The 18,363-nt window shown below is 71.9% G+C and carries 14 protein-coding genes and 2 pseudogenes; 14 read left to right on the forward strand and 2 right to left on the reverse strand.

Annotated elements, in window-relative coordinates:
* The first annotated feature begins 58 nt into the window (after positions 1 to 58).
* The 8 genes from ACFV6D_RS18680 to ACFV6D_RS18715 all read left to right on the forward strand — a co-directional run bounded on the left by ACFV6D_RS18680 (position 59) and on the right by ACFV6D_RS18715 (position 11,054).
* A complete protein-coding gene (locus ACFV6D_RS18680) occupies positions 59 to 1,096 on the forward strand; it encodes a substrate-binding domain-containing protein (RefSeq protein ID WP_380335310.1) in 1,038 nt (345 codons plus the stop codon).
* A gap of 45 nt (positions 1,097 to 1,141) precedes the next feature.
* A complete protein-coding gene (locus ACFV6D_RS18685; RefSeq protein WP_063348391.1) occupies positions 1,142 to 1,732 on the forward strand; it encodes a hypothetical protein in 591 nt (196 codons plus the stop codon).
* Between the two features lie 244 nt (positions 1,733 to 1,976).
* On the forward strand, positions 1,977 to 4,658 hold the full coding sequence (locus ACFV6D_RS18690; RefSeq protein WP_380560519.1) for a hypothetical protein: 2,682 nt from the start codon (positions 1,977 to 1,979) through the stop codon (positions 4,656 to 4,658).
* A gap of 341 nt (positions 4,659 to 4,999) precedes the next feature.
* A complete protein-coding gene (pstC, locus tag ACFV6D_RS18695; protein ID WP_063348389.1) occupies positions 5,000 to 6,031 on the forward strand; it encodes a phosphate ABC transporter permease subunit PstC in 1,032 nt (343 codons plus the stop codon).
* A 43-nt stretch (positions 6,032 to 6,074) separates the two neighbouring features.
* A complete protein-coding gene (gene pstA / locus ACFV6D_RS18700) occupies positions 6,075 to 7,301 on the forward strand; it encodes a phosphate ABC transporter permease PstA (protein ID WP_380560520.1) in 1,227 nt (408 codons plus the stop codon).
* Positions 7,302 to 7,339: 38 nt separating this feature from the next.
* Entirely contained in the window at positions 7,340 to 9,217 is a 1,878-nt protein-coding gene (locus tag ACFV6D_RS18705) for a substrate-binding domain-containing protein (RefSeq protein ID WP_380560521.1), read from the forward strand.
* Positions 9,214 to 10,125 carry a sortase gene (locus ACFV6D_RS18710; protein WP_380560522.1) on the forward strand — a complete coding sequence of 304 codons (912 nt, stop codon included), beginning with the start codon at positions 9,214 to 9,216 and terminating at the stop codon, positions 10,123 to 10,125. The genes ACFV6D_RS18705 and ACFV6D_RS18710 overlap by 4 nt, the downstream gene beginning before the upstream one ends.
* 38 nt (positions 10,126 to 10,163) lie before the next feature.
* The gene (locus ACFV6D_RS18715; protein WP_079135714.1) at positions 10,164 to 11,054 is read left to right on the forward strand and encodes a phosphate ABC transporter ATP-binding protein; all 891 of its coding nucleotides are present in this window, start codon (positions 10,164 to 10,166) and stop codon (positions 11,052 to 11,054) included.
* A 43-nt stretch (positions 11,055 to 11,097) separates the two neighbouring features.
* Here ACFV6D_RS18715 and ACFV6D_RS18720 read toward each other — a convergent pair whose 3' ends face one another.
* Positions 11,098 to 11,943: an HAD family hydrolase gene (locus tag ACFV6D_RS18720; protein WP_063348386.1), complete on the reverse strand. Its 846-nt coding sequence runs from the start codon at positions 11,941 to 11,943 to the stop codon at positions 11,098 to 11,100.
* Positions 11,944 to 12,131: 188 nt separating this feature from the next.
* Here ACFV6D_RS18720 and ACFV6D_RS18725 point away from each other — a divergent pair, with 188 nt between their 5' ends.
* The 3 genes from ACFV6D_RS18725 (at position 12,132) to ACFV6D_RS18735 (ending at position 15,138) form a co-directional block, all read left to right on the forward strand.
* Entirely contained in the window at positions 12,132 to 12,344 is a 213-nt protein-coding gene (locus ACFV6D_RS18725) for a hypothetical protein (RefSeq protein ID WP_380335329.1), read from the forward strand.
* 302 nt (positions 12,345 to 12,646) lie between these two features.
* Positions 12,647 to 14,116 carry a phenylacetate--CoA ligase family protein gene (locus ACFV6D_RS18730; RefSeq protein ID WP_380560523.1) on the forward strand — a complete coding sequence of 490 codons (1,470 nt, stop codon included), beginning with the start codon at positions 12,647 to 12,649 and terminating at the stop codon, positions 14,114 to 14,116.
* Entirely contained in the window at positions 14,113 to 15,138 is a 1,026-nt protein-coding gene (locus ACFV6D_RS18735) for a hypothetical protein (protein ID WP_380560524.1), read from the forward strand. Before ACFV6D_RS18730 ends, ACFV6D_RS18735 begins: the two co-directional genes overlap by 4 nt.
* 50 nt (positions 15,139 to 15,188) lie before the next feature.
* Here the strand turns inward: ACFV6D_RS18735 and ACFV6D_RS18740 are convergent, their stop codons facing one another.
* Entirely contained in the window at positions 15,189 to 16,439 is a 1,251-nt protein-coding gene (locus tag ACFV6D_RS18740; RefSeq protein WP_380560525.1) for a hypothetical protein, read from the reverse strand.
* Between the two features lie 223 nt (positions 16,440 to 16,662).
* On the opposite strand from ACFV6D_RS18740, the pseudogene ACFV6D_RS18745 reads away from it, so the two are divergent.
* From ACFV6D_RS18745 to ACFV6D_RS18755, 3 genes and pseudogenes are all read left to right on the forward strand, one after another.
* A pseudogene (locus ACFV6D_RS18745) lies at positions 16,663 to 16,902 on the forward strand (LLM class flavin-dependent oxidoreductase); the annotation flags it as partial.
* A 202-nt stretch (positions 16,903 to 17,104) separates the two neighbouring features.
* Positions 17,105 to 17,191, forward strand: a pseudogene (locus tag ACFV6D_RS18750) (IS5/IS1182 family transposase); the annotation flags it as partial.
* Between the two features lie 910 nt (positions 17,192 to 18,101).
* The gene (locus ACFV6D_RS18755) at positions 18,102 to 18,251 is read left to right on the forward strand and encodes a hypothetical protein (RefSeq protein ID WP_380560526.1); all 150 of its coding nucleotides are present in this window, start codon (positions 18,102 to 18,104) and stop codon (positions 18,249 to 18,251) included.
* Positions 18,252 to 18,363: the final 112 nt, after the last annotated feature.

The following is an 18,363-nucleotide window of genomic DNA, read 5'->3' on the forward strand; positions in this document are numbered from 1 at the left end:
CGGGCGCAGCGCCCGTGGCCGCCGGCCATCGGAGGAGCCGTCGAAGGGGCCCGGGACCATGCGTGGAACGACGAAGAAGCTGCTCGCCGCCGCCGCTCTGGCGACTGCGGTCGTCACCGCGACCGGCGGCACGGGGGCCGCCGATCCGACGTCGCTGCCGGCCGCACGGGACATCGTGGGGGTGGGGGACGGCGTCACGCAGCTGGTGATGAACCAGCTCTCCGCGGACTACAACGCCACCATCCCGAGCACCGACACCACCACGCCGCGCCTGTACAGCTGGGACGCGACCGGCACCTCGCCGATCACCACCAAGACCGGCGCCACGTCGATCGCCCGCCCGAACGGGGCCGACGCCGGCATCCAGGCCTTGAAGAACAACACCAGTACCGCGGTGGACTTCGCCCGCTCCTCACGTGGTCCGGCACTGACCGACCCGAACACCTTCGAATTCGTGGCGTTCGCATCGGACGCGGTGTCCTGGGCGGCCAAATCCGGTGGTAACGCGCCGGCCAACCTGACCACGCAGAACCTCAAGGACATCTACACCTGCAACGTCACCACCTGGGACCAGATCGACCCCAGCCTGCCCAGCACCACCATCAAGCCGTTCCTGCCGCAGCCCGGCTCAGCCCTCCGCACGAACTTCCTGTGGAAGATCGGCGTCTCGGCCTTCGGCCTCTGTGTGACCGAGGGTGTGCAGGAGAACGAGGGCAGCGACGCCCAGTTGAACGACCCCGACGCGCTGGTCCCCTACTCCGTGGGGCACTACGTCGGGCAGATGTACTACGGCCGGGGCAGCGGTTCGGATGTGCAGGGCCCGCTGACCATCCGCAACGTCAACGGCGACGCGCCGGTCGACACCGCGAAGAAGGCCATCAACAAGAACTTCGTCGGCGGTAGCTACGTCCTCTCCCTCTACCACGTGCTCCGCCGCTCCGACTGGAACGCCGCCGACGCCCACGGTGCCGCACTGCGCTCCGTCTTCGGCGCCGACGGTTGGATCTGCACCAATCCGACCGCCCTCGCGGACATCACCGGGTTCGGCTTCCTTCCGCTGCCGCCCCACGCCTGCGGGAGCATCACGCACAGCTGACCACTGCTCCACCCGCACCATCCCACCTCTCCCAAGGAGTTCAGCATGGCAAGAACCGGCATCCGCCTCGCCACCACCGGTGCCGCCGTCGTCCTGGCGGTCACCGGTGTCGGCGGTGTGGCCGTGGCCGACACCACCGCCACCGCGCCCACCGGCAGCGCCGTGATCACCGTCGACGGCGCGTTCCTGGCCAAGTCGGTGCTCAAGGGCATCGTCGTCGTCCCGCTGACGCCGGCCACCGCGGCCGCCGCCAACAACGCCATCACCGCGACCTTCCCGGTGACCGGCGGAGCGGCCAACATCCCGTCCTTCTCCGGGGACGTGCAGTTCGGCGGCAGCCTGCTCTTCTTCAACGCCACGAACGGCAAGAGCGTCGTCTTCAAGCAGCTCGACTTCGGCGTCCGCAGCTGGAAGATCACGGCCGTCCCGGACGGCGGCACCAACCCGGTGGCGCTGCTGGACCCGCTGGGCGACACCCAGGTCGGCCGCACCGGCACCACGCAGAGCCTCACCGCTTCCAGCCTCCAGGTGGACGCGGAGGGCGCGCAGTACCTGGACAAGGCCCTCGGCACCACGTACTTCACCGGCGGCCAGTCGGTCGGCTCGCTCGCCCTGTCCTTCACCCCGGGCAGCTGACCCCCGGCCCGCGATGACCGCGGGGTGATCTGCGGGCCCGCACCCCGGTGCGGGCCCGTACGCATTCGGACGACGCAACTCCGTTCCATGGGTGCTGCGTTGGGGTCTCGTACACCCTGTCGACCGGATCCGGCCATATCCGGCTGGCGCAATGGTCAGGTACCGGAACCGTCCGGTCGTCCGCATGCCTGATCCCCCTTGCGCCGCGTGCTGGGCGGCGCGGATTCGCACGGAGGTGCCCGCCATGAGAGTCCGACTACCCGACCGGAGGGATCCGGGGTGGTGGCGTCGCCGATGGCCGGCGATCGCGATGGTGTGGTCGGTGGTGGTGGCCCTCGGGGTGGTGCCGATCGGCCTGGGGGCGGTGCCACAGGCGGTGGCGGCGTCGTCCGCGGTGACGGTGAAGGGGCCGAAGCTCTGGAATCCGAGCACCGGGACGTACGGCAAGCAGGGGAGCATCACGCTCTCGCAGTCGAAGGACCTCACCAACCAGGTGGTCCAGCTCTCCTGGAGCGGCTTCACCCCGACCACGGACGGCAACGGCCAGCCGAGGACGATCGTGAAGCCCGGCGACGCCTACTCCTTCTTCGCCGTCCGGATCTACGAGTGCCGCGGCACCGATCCAAAGGTCACCGACTGTTACGGCAGCACCATGTACGGGCTGGATCCGGCTGCCGGGTTCCAGCAGCGGAAGACCGACGTGCCTGCGCCGGACTTCCCGAGCAACATGGTGATCTCCCCCACCAGTATGGACGGTTCGGGAGCCGCGACCATCGAGTTGTACACGGGGCTGCAGAGCCCGACCCTGGCCTGCGATGCCACCCACCCGTGTTCCCTGGTGGTGGAGGCCAACTACGGCGGTGACAGCCTCGGCCAGACGAATCCGCAGCAGACCGTGGACTGCACGAACCACACCCTCGATCTCACCACCGGATACAAGCTCGCGTCGGACGAGGTGTTCGGCAAGGACGCGGCCAACGGCATGTCGAGCGGCGAGCAGTGCGCCTGGGAGAACCGGGCCGTGGTGCCGCTGGCCTTCGCGCCCTCGCCGGCCGCCTGCGAGGCGCAGACGTCGGCGTTCCGTGCCGCGGGCCTGGAGGCGGCCAACCGGGCCGTGCAGCTGTGGCGTTCCGGCCTGTGCCTGGGCGACAACCCGCTGTCCTTCCAGTACCTTCCCGCCGGCGGTGAGCCGCAGGCCCGGGCCGACTTCCTCGGCGGAGCGACGGACGTCGCCCTGACGGTCCGACCGGACACGTCGACGCCGCAACGCCCGTACGTCTACGCGCCGTTGTCGGCCTCTGGCGTGTCGGTGGCCTTCGTGGTCGACGACCCGTCGACCGGTCGGCAGATCAGGGACATGAAGCTCAACGCCCGGCTGCTGGCCAAGCTCCTCACCCAGTCGTACTCGCCCGCCGGAGGCGTGATCGCCTCCGTGAAGGGCAACCCGACCTGCATCTTCCGGGACCAGGAGTTCCTGAAGCTGAACCCGCTGCCGCCGGAGAGCGGGCTGAAGTGGCCGACGTCCTGCGCGGTCTCGCAGTCCAGCCCCATCGTGGTCGGCGGCACGACGGACCTGGTGTACCAGCTGACCTCGTGGATCGCCTCCGACCCGGACGCCGCGCGCTTCCTGGACGGCGAGCCGGACCCGTGGGGCATGCGGGTGGACACGTACTACCTGCGGCCGGCCTTCTCCGGCTACCCGACCGACTCCTTCGCCCGGCAGGACTCCTCCGGGCTGGTCGGGGCGACGACGCAGCCGCGCAGCAACTGGCGTGAGTACGAGTGGAATCCGGTCACCACGGGGCTCGGTGACGTGGCGCGGAAGCTGCTGCAGAACAAGCCGACCTGCATCGATCCGACCATCCAGCCCGACGGCGGCCACAACCAGTGCGCGCCGATGGACCCGGGCAGCCGGACGCTGTTCTCGATCATGGACGCCGGCCAGGCGAAGGCCTACGCGCTCCCCGAGGCCCAACTCCTCAACCCGGCGGGCGGGTTCGCTGCGCCCAGCACGTCCAGCTTCCAGTCCGCGGTGGCGGACATGACGGTGGACGCGTCGACGGGTGTCCAGCAACTGCCGTACGGCGTCGCCGACACGGCGTACGCCCACGACCAGTTCGCCTACCCGCTGACCAGCGTGCAGTACGCGATGGTGCCGACCAAGGGTGTGCCCGACGCCAAGGCGGCGGCGATCACCAAGTTCCTGAAGACGGTGACGACCAGCGGCCAGGTGTACGGCACCGAGCCGGGCCGGCTGGCGCAGGGCTTCCTCGCCCTGACCAACGCCCAGCGCGCGCAGGCGGCGGACGCCGCCTCGCACGTGGAGACGCAGGACGGCAAGCTGCCCGGCAACCAGGCCGCGCCGCCGAACCCGCCCCCCGTCACCCCCGACCCGGGGACGACCGGTGGCACCGGCGGCACCCCGGCGGGCGGATCGGGCTCCACGGACGGCGCCGCTCCCGGCACCGCGCCCGCGCCCGTGAGCGACGGCGGCACGGCGGCCGGCGGGACCGGGGACACCTCGGCCGACGGCAACACCTTCGGCACGACCGGCGGGACCAGCGGCACCGGCGGCACCGGCTCCATCGGATCCACCGGTTCCACCGGGACGACCGGCGGCACGGCCAGCACCGGCGGATCCGCCGCCGTCCCGGCCGCCGCAACGGCCGGCGGGGCGAAGGCCGCCGCCGCCCCCTCCGCGTCCGGCAAGCCGATCACCGTGGCGCCCGTCGCGGCCGGCACGCCGGCGGCGGACCGCTCCGGCATGGCCCGCCTGCTGCTCCCGATCGCGCTGATCGGCGGCCTGGTGCTGCTGGTCGGCGGACCGGCGACGCTGCTGCTGGGCGGCACTCCGGCCGGGCAGAAGGCGCTGACCGGGCTGCGCGAGGGCTGGTCGCGGGTGCGTCGCCGCCGCTGGGGCCGCTGACGCCCGCGGTTGACGCCCGCGCCGGTTGACGCCGGCGCACCTCGGACGACTCGGCGGGGCCGCCGTTCCGGCCCCGCCGACTCGTCCGCCCGGTCCCGTTGCCGTCTGCCCCGGGCCCGCTGACCAGGCCCGCAGCCCGACCCGCGCCGCCCGCGCGTCGGCGACCGGACCGACCGGCGGCCGGAACGCCGGCGACCGACCGACCGGCGACCGACCGGAACGCCGGCGACCGACCGACGACCACGAACCAGCCGACCGAGCCGCCTTCGACGCTTTCGTCGGGCCGCCGTCCAGGCCGGGGCACCGCCCCGGCACCCGTACCCGAGCACGGAGAGCAGACCATGACAGCCGCCGCCGAGCCCGCGGCACCGTACGCCGGGGCGCCAGGCCACCCCGACGGCCAGCCCGACCCCGACGTCCCGCGCGTCATCACCGCCCCCGCCACCCCCGGCGACCGGGTGTTCCGCGGCGTGCTGCGGCTCGCCGGGATCTCGGTCTTCGCCATCATGGGGCTGATCGCGTTCTTCCTGCTGCTGCGCGGCACGGACGCGCTGCGCGCGGTGGGCTGGTCGTTCCTGACCGAGCAGAAGTGGCAGACCGCCGCGCACAACTTCGGCATCGCCGCCGTCCTGCCGAACGGCCTGCTGATCGCCGTGATCGCCCTGGCCATCGCCGTCCCGGTGGCGCTGACCACGGCGGTCTTCATCGCCGAGTACGCGCCCGTGCGGCTGCGTTCGGTGCTGGTCTCGCTGATCGACCTGATGGCGGCGATCCCCAGCATCATCTACGGCCTGTGGGGGCTGTTCTTCCTCCAGCCGCGCATCATCGGCTTCGTCCGCTGGCTGGCCAACCACCTCGGCGACGCGATCCCCTTCCTCAAGGTGCGCACCGGCGACATCGGGACGTCCTACACCTCGTCCACCTTCATCGCGGGCGTCGTGGTCTCCCTGATGATCATCCCGATCGTCACCTCGCTCAGCCGGGAGGTGTTCTCCCAGGCCCCGCAGGGCGAGCGGGAGGGCGCGTACGCGCTCGGCTCGACCCGCTGGGGGATGGTGCGCGCGGTGGTGCTGCCGTTCGGCAAGGGCGGTGTGATCGGCGCGGTGATGCTGGGCTTCGGCCGGGCGATGGGGGAGACGATCGCCGTCGCGCTGATCATCTCGCCGAACTTCAAGACCATCACACACATCCTCGAGAACGGCGCCAACTCGATCTCGGCGCTGATCGCGCTGCGCTTCGGCGAGTCGGACGCGCTGTCGCTCTCCGCGCTGATGGCGGCCGGCCTGGTGCTGTTCGCACTGACCCTGCTGGTCAACGTCGCGGCCGGTTTCGTGATCAACCGGTCGCGCTCCGGCGCCTCGACCGCGGACTGAGAAGGGCGGCCGACATGACCAACCCCGTTGAAGGGACGACCCGATGACCACGCTCGACCTGCCACCCGTGGCCGCGTCCGAGCCCGCCGAGGCGCCGCCCGCCCCCGCACCCGTACTCCCGCGCCCGGAGCGGCGGGTGAAGCTCGGCGGGGTCACCCGCGAGGACGTGCTCACCGTGGCCGGCTCGCTGGTCGGCTCGCTGGCGCTGGACTGGATGAGCTACGAGCGGATCCTGCCGTTCAGCGGCGCGTTCGGCTTCCTGGTCTGCTGGTACGTGCTGTTCCTGGCCGGCTACTTCACCCTCGGGCGGCTCCAGTGGGGCAGGCTGCTGGTGCGCGAGCGCCTGGTGTCGGTGGTCGCGTGGAGCTCCGGACTGCTGGTGCTCGCGCTGATCGTCGACCAGATCGGCTATCTGGTGGTCCGAGGCTCCGAGGCGGCCCAGCACCTGAACTTCTTCACCGAGTCGATGGAGAGGACGGCCGCGCTCTCCCCGATCACCTCCGGCGGTGCGCTCAACGCGATCGTCGGCTCGCTCGAACAGCTGGGCCTGGCCACGCTGTTCGCGGTGCCGCTGGGCATCGCCGCGGCGGTCTTCATGTCCGAGGTCGGCGGCCGGATGGCCCGTCCGGTGCGGACCCTGGTCGAGGCGATGACCGCGCTGCCGTCGATCGTCGCGGGCCTGTTCGTGCTCGGCGTGGTGATCCTCACCCTCGGGTTCGAGCAGAGCGGGTTCGCGGCCTCGCTGGCGCTGACCGTGATGATGATGCCGATCGTCACCCGGGCCGCCGAGGTGGTCATCCGGCTGGTGCCGGGCACCCTGCGCGAGGCCTCGTACGCGCTCGGCGGCAGCCAGTGGCGGACGGTGTGGAACGTGGTGCTGCCGACCGCCCGGCCCGGTCTGGTGACGGCGGTGGTGCTCGGCATGGCGCGCGGCGTCGGCGAGACCTCGCCGGTGCTCCTGACCTCGGGCTTCACCGCGCAGTTCAATGCCGACCCGTTCACCGAGCCTCAGGTGTCGCTGCCGCTCTACATCTGGAACTACGTCAAGCAGCCCTACCCCGAGATGGTCGCGCGGGCCTTCGCCGCGGGGCTGACCCTGATGGCCGTGGTGCTGGTCCTGTTCGTCACCGCCCGGGTGCTCGGCGGCCGTCGGCCCGGCCAGTTGACGAGGGGTCAGAAGCGCCGGATCAACCGGGACGCCCGTCGTCTCGAGGCGGCCGCCGCGGCCGCCGTCGCCCGCCCGTACGCCATCCAGCCGGAGAAGCGCTGATGTCCCGCCCAACCACCCTCCGTACCAGAGGAGTTCCCATGTCGTGGGAGGCCGCAAGCCGCCCCGTGGCCCGCACCCTGGCCGTGCTGCTGTCCCTGTCGCTCGCCGCGGCCTCACTGCTGCTCGGGCAGGGGGCGGCGTTCGCGGCGTCGGTCGCGCTGAGCGCCCAGGGCTCCAGCTGGTCCGGTCCGGCGATCGACCAGTGGCGCCAGGACGTCGGGCCGCAGGGCATCCAGATCAACTTCAACCCGGTCGGCTCGGCCGCCGGCCGCACGGCCTGGAGCAACGGGCAGACCGACTTCACCGCCTCGGACGTGCCGTTCCGCAGCGGGGATGACACCGGCCTCAGCGAATCGGCCCGCACCGGCGGCCAGGGCGGCCGGGAGAACCCGGTCTACGGCTTCTCGTACGTGCCGATCACCGCGGGCGGCACCACCTTCATGTACAACCTGCAGGTCGGCGGCAAGCAGGTCCGCGACCTGCGACTCTCCCCGCAGACCATCGTGGACATCTTCACCAACAAGATCACCAACTGGAACGACCCGAAGATCACCGCCGACTACGGCAAGCCGCTGCAGAGCATGCCGATCACCCCGGTGGTCCGCTCGGACGGTTCCGGCGCCACCGCGCAGTTCACCCGTTGGATGGAGCACAGCTACCAGGCCCAGTGGGACGACTACTGCAAGTCCGTCAACGGCACCACCTGCGGCGACTACACCGAGTTCTACCCGCCGTCCGGCCGGATGACCGCGCAGAACGGCTCCGACATCGTCGCGGGCTACATCAAGTCCTCGATCGGCCAGGGCACCATCGGCTACGACGAGTACGCCTTCGCCAAGCGCAGCAACTGGCCGGTCGTGAAGGTGCTCAACAAGGCCGGCTACTACTCCCTGCCGACGGCCTCCAACGTGGCGGTCGCGCTCACCGCGGCGAAGATCCGCGGCGTCGACGACAACACCCCGGCGACCGACCCGAACTACCTCCAGCAGAACCTCGACGGCGTCTACACGATGGACGACCCCCGCGCCTACCCGATCTCCAGCTACAGCTACGTGATCGTGCCGCGCGCCGGAGCGGAGCTCAAGCCGCCGCCCCGCTTCAACAACGACAAGGGCGGTGCCCTCAGCCGCTTCCTCGCCTACGTGCTGTGCGAGGGCCAGGGCGAGGCGGACGGCCTCGGCTACTCGCCGATCCCGCGCAACCTGGTCAAGGGCGGGCTGCTGCAGACCAAGAGCATCCCGGGCAACGCCAGCCCCGTCGACCCGGACACCCTCTCCAACTGCGCGAACCCGACCTTCAACTCGGCCGGTGAGCTGACCGTCCTCAAGAACGCGCCGCAGCCCAGCCCCTGCGACAAGCAGGGCGCTCCGCTGGACTGCACCATGCAGGACGGCCAGCCGGTCAAGACCGGTTCGGGCGCGGGTAGTTCGGGCGGCACCGGCGGCGGCGCGGCCGGCGGGACCGGCGGCACGGGCGGCACGGGCGGCACCGGGGGCGCCGGAGGCACGGCCGCCGGCGGTTCGGGCCGGACCGGCAACGGCACGGCCACAGGTGGGTCCGGCGGCACCGGCGGTACCGGTGGCGGTACGGGCGGTGGCGGCGCGGGCACCGGCGGCACCGGGGACGGCGGCGCAGCTGCCGACGGCGCGGCCGGCACGGACCCGAACGCGGCCGGCGCCGCGCCGGGCGACCCGGGCACCGAGGACGTCGTCGATCCGCAGACCGGCCAGGTCGTCGCCCGCGGCCGCGGCGGCAGCACCGAAGTCGCGGCGAACGTGGTCGAGGTGGCCGGCAAGCCCGAGGACTGGACGCTGAGCACGCTCACCGCCCTCGAACTGCTCGCCGTGGTGCTCGTCCCGCCGCTGCTCGGCCGGCGGCTGCTGCGGCGGCGCAAGTCCTCGGACGGCGCCTCGTGACCGCCCCGGTGCTGGAGAAGCCGGCCGCCCCCGTGCGGCCGGCCACGCCCGCGGGCCCACCCGCCGCGACCCCCGCGGCCGGGCCCGCCGCCGCCCCTTCGCGGCGCCGCCTCCTCCAGGGCGCCCGGGTGGCCAGCCTGCTGGCCGCGCTGGTGCTGGGCTTCGTCGGCTACCTGTTCACGCTCTCGCACGTCCAGGAACGGCACTTCCAGTCCACCGCGTACAAGACCTTCCGGGACCAGCTCGCCCGGGCCGTCGCCCCCACCGGGGCCGCCGCCGACGGCGCCCCGGTGGCCCTGCTGGACATCCCGGCGATCGGCCTGCACCAGGCCGTCGTGGTCGAGGGCACCACCGGCCGGGACCTCATGCGCGGGCCCGGCCACCGCCGGGACACCGCCCTGCCCGGCCAGGGCGGCGTCGCGGTGCTGTTCGGCCGCGGCGCCACCTTCGGCGCGCCCTTCGCGCAACTGTCCGGGCTCCGGGTCGGCGACAAGATCGAGGCCACCACCGGGCAGGGCAAGTTCACCTACACCGTCAACGTGTACGGCGACGGCGACCACCCGATCACCGACCCGGCCCGCAACCGGCTCGTCCTGGTCACCGGGGACTCGGACTGGATCCCCGGCTCGACCGTGATGGTCGGAGCCCGGCTGGACGGCGACCCCCAGCAGAACCCCGGCGGCCGGCCCCGGACCGTCCCGTACGACAAGGCGCTGGCCGCCGACAAGGGCGCGCTGGCCACGCTGCAACTGTGGTCGCTCGGACTGCTGGGCGTGGTGCTCGGCGCGCTCCTGCTGGCCCGGTACTGGCGGGCCTCGGCGGCCTACCTGAGCCTCGCGCCGGTGCTCGGCGCACTGCTCTGGGCGGTCTACGAGAACGCCGCCGCCCTGCTGCCCAACCTCTACTGAAGCGCGCCCGGAAGGCCGTACCGATGACGGATGCACCGATGACCGACACCCCGACCACCGGCCTGGGGACGGTCGACGCCCCGGCGACCGACCCGGCCGCCGACACCCTCACCCTCCCGCCGCTGCCGCCGGCCCCGCACCCCGGCGGCGAGCCGCTGGCCGGGCTGGAGACCAGGGAGGTCTCCGCCTGGTTCGGCGCCCGCAAGGTGCTGGAGCGGGTCTCGCTGGCGATGCCGGCCGGCGAGGTCACCGCGCTGATCGGCCCGTCCGGCTGCGGCAAGTCCACCTACCTGCGGATCCTCAACCGGATGCACGAGATGGTGCGCGGCGCCGCGCTCTCCGGCGAGGTGCTGCTGGAGGGCGACGACGTCTACCGTCCCGGTCGGCGCCCCGCCGAGGTACGACGCCGGATCGGCATGGTGTTCCAGCGGCCCAACCCGTTCCCGGCGATGTCCATCCAGGACAACGTCGCCAGCGGCCTGAAGCTGGCCGGGATCAAGGTCTCCAAGGAGGAGCGCCGGGACCTGGTGGAGACCAGCCTGCGCCGCGCCGGGCTCTGGGACGAGGTCTCCAGCCGGCTGCACACCCCGGGCGGCTCACTCTCCGGCGGGCAGCAGCAACGCCTGTGCATCGCACGGTCGTTGGCGGTCTCGCCGGACATCCTGCTGATGGACGAGCCGTGCTCCGCGCTCGACCCGACCTCCACCCGACGGGTCGAGGAGACCATCGCCGAACTGCGCGGGCGGCTCACCATCGTGATCGTCACCCACAACATGCAGCAGGCCCAGCGCGTCTCGCAGACCTGCGCCTTCTTCCTGGCCACCCACGACACCCCGGGCCGGATCGTGGAGGCCGGGCCGACCGCGCAGGTCTTCGGCAACCCGCGCGACCAGCGGACCTCCGACTACGTGAACGGCCGCTTCGGCTAGGCCCGGGCGATACGTCCTAGGGGAGCCAGGGGAGCCAGGGGAGCTAGGGGAACCGCAGCAGCTCCTCCAGCACCGCCGCGACGCCGTCCTGCTCGTTGCTCACGGTGTGCAGCGGCACCGCCGCCAGCACCTGCGGGTGCGCGTTGGCGACGGCGTACGCGGTGCCGGCCCAGTCCAGCATCTCCAGGTCGTTCGGCATGTCGCCGAAGGCCACCACCTCGCTCCGGTCGATCCCGTGCCCGGCGCACCAACGGGCCAGCGTGCTGGCCTTGGTGACGCCGGGCGCGCTGATCTCCAGCAGCGGGATCGGCGCCGAGCGGGTGATCTCGGCCAGCTGCCCGGCGGCCTCCCGGGCCTGGGTGAGGAACGTGTCCGGGTCGAGGTCGGGGTGCTTGGCCAGCAGCTTGAACAGGCCCCGGACCGGCCCGCCGGCGCTCAGCAGCTTCTCCGCCGGGCCGACCGCGTGCTCCAGGTCGTCACCCCACATCGGCACCGCGTACTCGGGCTCGCGGGCCCACCCGTCCGGGTACTCGAAGGCGAACGCGGTGCCGGGCAGCTTGGCGCGCAGCACCTCGACCACCGCCAGGGTCGTCTCCACCGGCAGCGGGAACGACTCCAGCAGCTCACCGCGCCGCACGTCCACCACCGCGCCGCCGTTCGAGCAGATCGCCACCCCGTGGCCGCCGATGTGCGCGCTCACCTGCTGCATCCAGCGCGGCGGCCGCCCGGTGACGAACACCACCTGCACCCCGGCCGCCTCCGCGGCCGCCAGGGCCGCGGCGGTGCGTTCGCTGACGGTGCCGCCGGCGCACAGCAGGGTGCCGTCCAGGTCGGTGGCGATGAGGCGGGGGGCGGTACGGGCTTCGGTCACCGGTCCATCTTCGCCCATCGGTGCCACACCGGTCACCGGCGAGGACGGACCTCGTCGCGGACCCGCAGGACGGCGCCGCCGACCCGCCGGACCTGTGGCTTTCGGCCCCCGAGGCGCCGTTTCCGGCCTATTCGCCCGGCGGCCGGGGTGTCCCCGGGGCGCGACGGGCAGGAGTGTGCACGGCCACCCCGTCGGCAGGAAGAGCCATGCCCACTCGCCAGCTCCGAGACGAGCCTCCCCCGACCATCCCGCCCGCCGCCTCCCCGGACGCCTCCTCGGGCGCTTCCCCGGACGTTTCCCCGGACGCCTCCCGCGAGCCGGTCCTGCTCGGCGACGTCCTCTTCCACACCCTCGCCGAGATCGCCCGCCGCGCCCCCGAGCCCCGCCTCCCGGCCCAGCGCACCCGCCCGCACCCGTAGGCCCTGCCCGGCCGAGCTGCGCCACCGCCCTTTCGTGGCACGGAATTTGATGCCGTCTCACCTCTGGTCGCGCATTGTTCGATTCCCTAAACTGCACTCCCCACCCGCCGGCACCGGAGCACGCCATCGGGGCGTGCTCGGCCGCGCCGGCCAGCCCCACCAGGAGGTCTTGACATGGTCAAGCACTACTTCAAGTACGCCCTGAGCACCCTGACCGCCGCCATGTTCGCGCACATGGCCTGACCGAGTCGTCCCGGCCTGGGCCGGGGTGAGCATCCCCGGCCCAGGTTCCAGGAGGTCTCGTGTTCGGCACTGCGGTGAGTCAACTCCGGTACGGTGCATCGATCCTGCTCAACCGCAGGATCCGGCCCCAGGACCTCGGACGGATCGCCGACGACATGGTCCGCACGCTCGCCGAGTTCGGCGAGCCGGGCGCGGACTCGGCACTGCTGCCGGGGCAGGCCGGGCAGGTCGACCCGTCGGTGCGGCGCACGGTCACCCGGCGGAGCCTGCGGGCCACCGCGCGCGCCGCCGTCCGCCACACGGCCTACTACCGGCGGACCTTCGACGACCTCGGGATCGACCCCGACACGCTCGACACGGAGACCTGGTCGCGGGTGCCCGTCACCCCGAAGGCGGCCCTGCGCGGCCTGCCCGCCGCGTTCGTCTCCGCCGCCGCCGCGCCCGCCCTGATGGCGCTGACCACCGGCACCAGCGGCACCCCGACCGCGGTCTGGTACTCCCGGGCCGAGTTGGAGACGACGATCGCCCTCAGCACCATCTCGGCGGCCCTGACCCTCGGGCTGCGCCCCCGGCACACCGTGGCGTACGCGGGCTGCTCCAGGGCCACCCTGCCGCTGGTCGTCGCCGAGGAGTCCACCACCCGGGTCGGCGCCTCGTTCGTCCAGTTCGGGACGATCGACCCCGCGCTCGCCCTGGACCGCCTCGCCGCACCGCTCGGCCTGCCCGGCAAGGCCCCGCAGATCACCCACCTCACCGCCTCCGCGTCGTACCTCTCCGCGCTCGTGCAGGAGGCCGAGCAGGGCGGGTGGCGGTCCGCGGACTTCGGGCTGGAGAGCATCGGGGTGGGCGGCGAGGTGCTGTCGGCCCCCCTGCGGGAGCGGGCCGAAGCGGCGTTCGGCGCACCGGTGTCCACGTCCTACCTGATGACGGAGACGCTCCCCTCGGGCGGCACGCCGTGCTCCCAGGGGCATCTGCACCACACCACCGAGTTCGGGCACCTGGAGGTGCTCGACCCGCAGACCTGGGAGCCGACCGCGCCGGGGGAGGTCGGGATGCTGGTGCACACCCCCTTCGTGCCCTACCGGGAGTGCACCCTGCTGCTGCGGTACGCCACCGGCGACCTGGTCCGGCTGCCCGTCGGCGAGGCCGGGTGCGAGTGGGCGCACCTGCCGGCCACGTCCGCCGTCCTGGGCCGCTGGTCGGGGCCGCTTAGCGCCTCCGTGCCGACCAGGGACGTCCTCGACCTGGTCGAGGGGGAGCCGGACGTGCCGCTGCCGGCCAGGTACACGCTGACCGAGGAGCCGGACGGCGGTGCGCTGCTGCACCTCCTGGTCCGTGCGCTGCCCGCGGCGACACTGCACCGCAGGCTCGAACAGGGGGCGTCGGCGGCGGGGCTGCCGCTGGCCGGCATCGTGCTCCACGACGACCGGTCGAAACTGCCGCCGTCCAGCCCGGTCCGCGCGGACCTGCGGGAACACACCTTCGAGTCGGCCCGTCCGGTCGGCGTCCGGGCCGGGAGCGGCGCATGAACGCGATCCCCCTCGTCGCCCTGAGCTGCTGCGTGGCCCTGCTGATGGCCGCGGCCGGGGGGTACCTGGTCCGCGTGCGGATGCCCAGGCCTCCGGTGGGCGTCTACACCTCCGGCGACATCGCCGTCCTGTGCGTCGGCGTCGTGCTGGCCCCGCTGCTCTACCTCAAGCTGCCGGGCGTGGTCGTCTCGGCGCTGTTCGGCCTGGTGCTCTGCCTGGCGGTGCAGTTCACCCTGGCACCGGTCTGCTCCGGCCGCTGGGCCTGGGGCCTCGCACTCGTGGCCGCCGGCGCCACGGCGGCGTGCAGCGGCCACCCCGCCGCGGTGCGCGCCTGCACCGACGTGATGCTCGCCGTCGCGGTGGTGGGCGTGGCCAACCTGTGGACGCAGAGCGGAATGCGATCGGCGCACGCGGCCGGCCTGGCCGCCGTCCTGTCCTGCTACGACCTGGTGGCGACCACCCTGACGCAGGTCACCGCGAACTTCGTCACCCAGGTCCAGGGACGGCCGTTCGCCCCGATGCTCGTCCTGACGGGCGGCAGCCCGCCGGTCGCCGTGGGCCTCGGCGACCTGCTGCTCCTCGTACTGTTCCCGCTGGTCGCCGCCAAGGCGTTCGGACGGACGGCCGCGTTGCTGGCGGCAGCCGCCGGCGTGGTCGTGACCAGCGCGGTCAGCGCGCTGTTCGCCCTGGGCGCGCTGACCGCGGGCTTCCCCCTGCTGACCGTGCTCGGCCCCCTGATCGTGGTGCAGCACGTGCTGTGGTCACGCCGACTGGGCGGCGAGCGGACGACGGCCCGCTGGCGCGCCGGCACCGACTCGCCGACCCCACACCCCGACCGCCTCCAACCGGACCCCGCCCTGACGTCGGCCCTGTCCCTCACCCCGCCCACCGGACTGGCACCGGGCACCTGGATCGCGATCGCCGACGGCCAGATCCTCGGCACCGGCAACTCCCCCGGCCTCGCCCGCCGCGCCGCCCGCCAACGCGGCACGGACACCCTCCCCATCGTCCGCCAGCTCTGACCGGCCGCCCTTCAGCGGACTTCTGACGACGGCGGCCACGGAGTTCGCGGCTACGGGCGATGGGATTGGCCCGGCACGCGCCGTGCGCTGGTGAACCTCTGCCGTCGCCCGCCGGCGGCCAGTTCGCCGAGGCGCTCGCCGATGACGGAGACGCCGGGGCGGGGCTCCTGCGCGTAGTACCAGGGCTTGCGGCGGCGCAGCAAGGCCTCTCCGTGCTCGCTCCAGGTGAACCCGGGCTTCCGCAGCAGCTTCCGGAACACCGAGTCGGCCGCCTCCGGGTGGGCGGCGGCCAGTCGGCGGATCGGCAGTGGCGTGATCGACTCCTCGCGCAGGAATGTGCGCAGCAGGTCCTGGTGCGGTTTACGGCCCGTGCGGGAAGGGTCGGCGAAGAGGTCCCGCAACAGCCCGTAGCCCGCGTAGAAGTTGAGTCCGTCGACCTCGTCGTAGATGACTCCGACGGTGTCCGCATCCGCAAGGTCCCGCGGCAGCTCGAAAGCCGGGAAGTCGAGGCCTGGGAGCCGCCTGCCCCGGGCGCGGTCGGGATGCTCGGCGGCGGTGTCCTCCCGCCGGTGCCGGTAGTAGGCGTTGAGCCGTTCCTCGGCTTCGGCGGGCGGAAGGACCAGTTCGTCGCTGCCGAAGAACTCGACGAACGCGGCCCGGTCCTTCCGCATCGACTCCCATCCCTGCTCGATCTTCTCGGGGTTGCGGAAGACCAGTTCGGGGTGGCTGGTGGCCAGTTGGATTGCGGCCCGGGCGATCTCGGTGGCGCTGGACTTGGGGTAGTACGACATCGCCCCGGAGACCAGCCACGTCCCGTCGGCCGAGAAGACCGGCACCAGGCAGGTGTGGAGGAACCCTCCCCTCGTCACTCCGCGGAAAGCAGCCCGTCCGGCGTTCGAGTAGGTGCGGTACTCCAGGTCGTCGACCAGGTTCAGCAGGACGAGGGCATCCCCGTCCTTGCGGCGGATCTCGAAGATCCCCTCGACCGGGTCCCGCCAGCCGAGCAGCATCTCCCGGTCGATCTCGCCCAAGTCCCGCCGCCCACCGACGAACCGGTCCACCACCGTCGAACCGTCCGGCAGGCGGAAGCGCAGGATGAAGTGGTCGGTGATCCGGACCGCCTCATCCTCGTCCAGCAGCCGCTCCGGCCCGGCGGCCTCCAACAGAATGGGCGTCAACCACCGGTCGAAGCGCGCACCTTGCGCGAAGGCGACCAGCTCCCCCTTCAACTCGGCACAGCGCTCGATGAGGTCGGTGAGCGCGCGCTCGCCGTGATCCGCGCCCCGAACGGCGATCGCCATGTCCTGCTCTCCCCACAAGCCGGTTCCGAAGTGATCCGAAGTGATGTGTGAGTTGCTCGGCTCTCGCCGTAGGCACCGACGGTGGCCCTCATCGATCATGGTCCAAAGATCGGCCCCGCCCTGCCCGATGCACCCACGGCGCCACGGTAGCGGCCGTGAAGGCGCTCTAGCCGGGGGTCGCTCGAAACCTCACCTGCCGGAGTGAACACGTAGGGTCGACGGCATGCGCTTGAGTACCGTGATCCTCCCCATCCACCGGTGGAGCGAGGGGCAGAAGATCTGGCGGCGGGCCGAGGAGCTCGGCTTCCACGCCGCCTACACCTATGACCACCTGTCCTGGCGGAGCTTCCGGGACGAGCCGTGGTTCGGCTCGGTCCCCACGCTGACGGCTGCGGCGACCGCCACCGAGCGGATCCGGCTGGGGACGCTGGTGACGTCGGTCAATCCTCGTTCACCCATCACGTGCTGACCTGCGAAGACACGACAAGGGGATCGACGCAGGTGCTCAGGCCGGCCCGAGTGCGTGCGGGCGGCATCACCTGGCGGGCGATGCCGGAGGACTTTCCCGCGTGGGACCGCGTCTAAGCCTTCTTCCGACGGTGGCGGGACTGCGGCCTGGTCGCCGAGTTCCACGACCGGCCGCCTCCTCGGTTCCGAGCGCGAGCCGGGGATGCGATGGCGGGAAGAAGATGAACGGCCGCAAGAGGCACATCGTGATGGACACCCTCGGGCTGCTGCTGGTCGTGATGGTCACCGCGCATTCGGCTGCTTCACCTGCGAGCAGGTCCCGGGAACCCTGCGGCTCACTCGAAGCAGCCACATTGGGGACGCTTTCCGACTTAGATCCCATAAAACCAAGTATCGACCAAGCATTAAAGCGTCATATTTCGGTCATCCGAACTTGAAGCCCGTTTCCAGGGGGTGGCAATGACACAGCCCGCATGCAGTCTCTACTCCTTCACTGTTGCTGCCGGACGTCTCGCTTCCACCGACACGCCTGGCCGTCAGGTCCGGCGCGTCCCGCCAGGACCGGGGTCTCGCTTGCTCTCCCATCGCCATCACCTCGAAGCGCCGACACATCGGTAATGCGCCATTCCGTGCCGGACTTTTCCATGGCCTGTGAGGCGCTCGGAGGGGAGGTCCTGCCGGGCCGCGAGCTCATCGCAGACGCTCGCGTGGGGCGTCGAACAGCGCGATTGATCGGTTTGGTATGGATTTCGATCATCTGTACTCGATGTGATCCGTAAGCAACTTCACCCCGATTCGATCTGTCATCGAATGGCCATCGAATTGCCCTTCGATGTCGGCTTGTTGGCATCGCATGGTGCAAATTCTCGCTGTACTTGATCTCGATGTGGCGCCATTCTCACCGTGAGCGAACATGCATGCTATTCGGCGGGCTTGCCCGCACATGTTTGCCCTTGAGGGCCCCTGCCGATGAGCGGGAGCCAAGGTGAGAGCTAGGGAGGGATCATGCGAAGGATGGCAACCGCTGTGGCCACAGCGATGTTGGGCCTCGCGGCAGTTGGTATCGGAAACGGGACGGCCCAAGCGGAGGCCTGGGGCGGCTACGACACCCGAGACGGTGGAGTGGGTCTTCGGAGCTGCGCGTCGCAGAGCTGCAACCTGAAGGGCCGCGGCTACGCGGACCAGAAGGCAAACATGTTGTGCTGGGGCTTCGGGCAGACCGTCAACGGCGACCCCAAGTGGAACCACCTGGACCACTACCTGGCCGACGGCAGCTACTTCGGTGACGCATACAGCGCCCAGAACTACCTCTGGTGGAGCGGCGTGGTTCCCCCCTGTTCGTAGTCGGGGAGACTTGTGGTGGGGGGGCGCCGGCCCCCCCGCCGCGCCCCCCGGCGGCGCGACGGGGGAGCCCGGCCGCCGGCGCGGAGAGGGAGTGGGGTTGTTCGGGGGGAGA

This window comes from Kitasatospora sp. NPDC059812, from assembly GCF_042732075.1.
In the GTDB taxonomy this organism is placed as follows: domain Bacteria; phylum Actinomycetota; class Actinomycetes; order Streptomycetales; family Streptomycetaceae; genus Kitasatospora.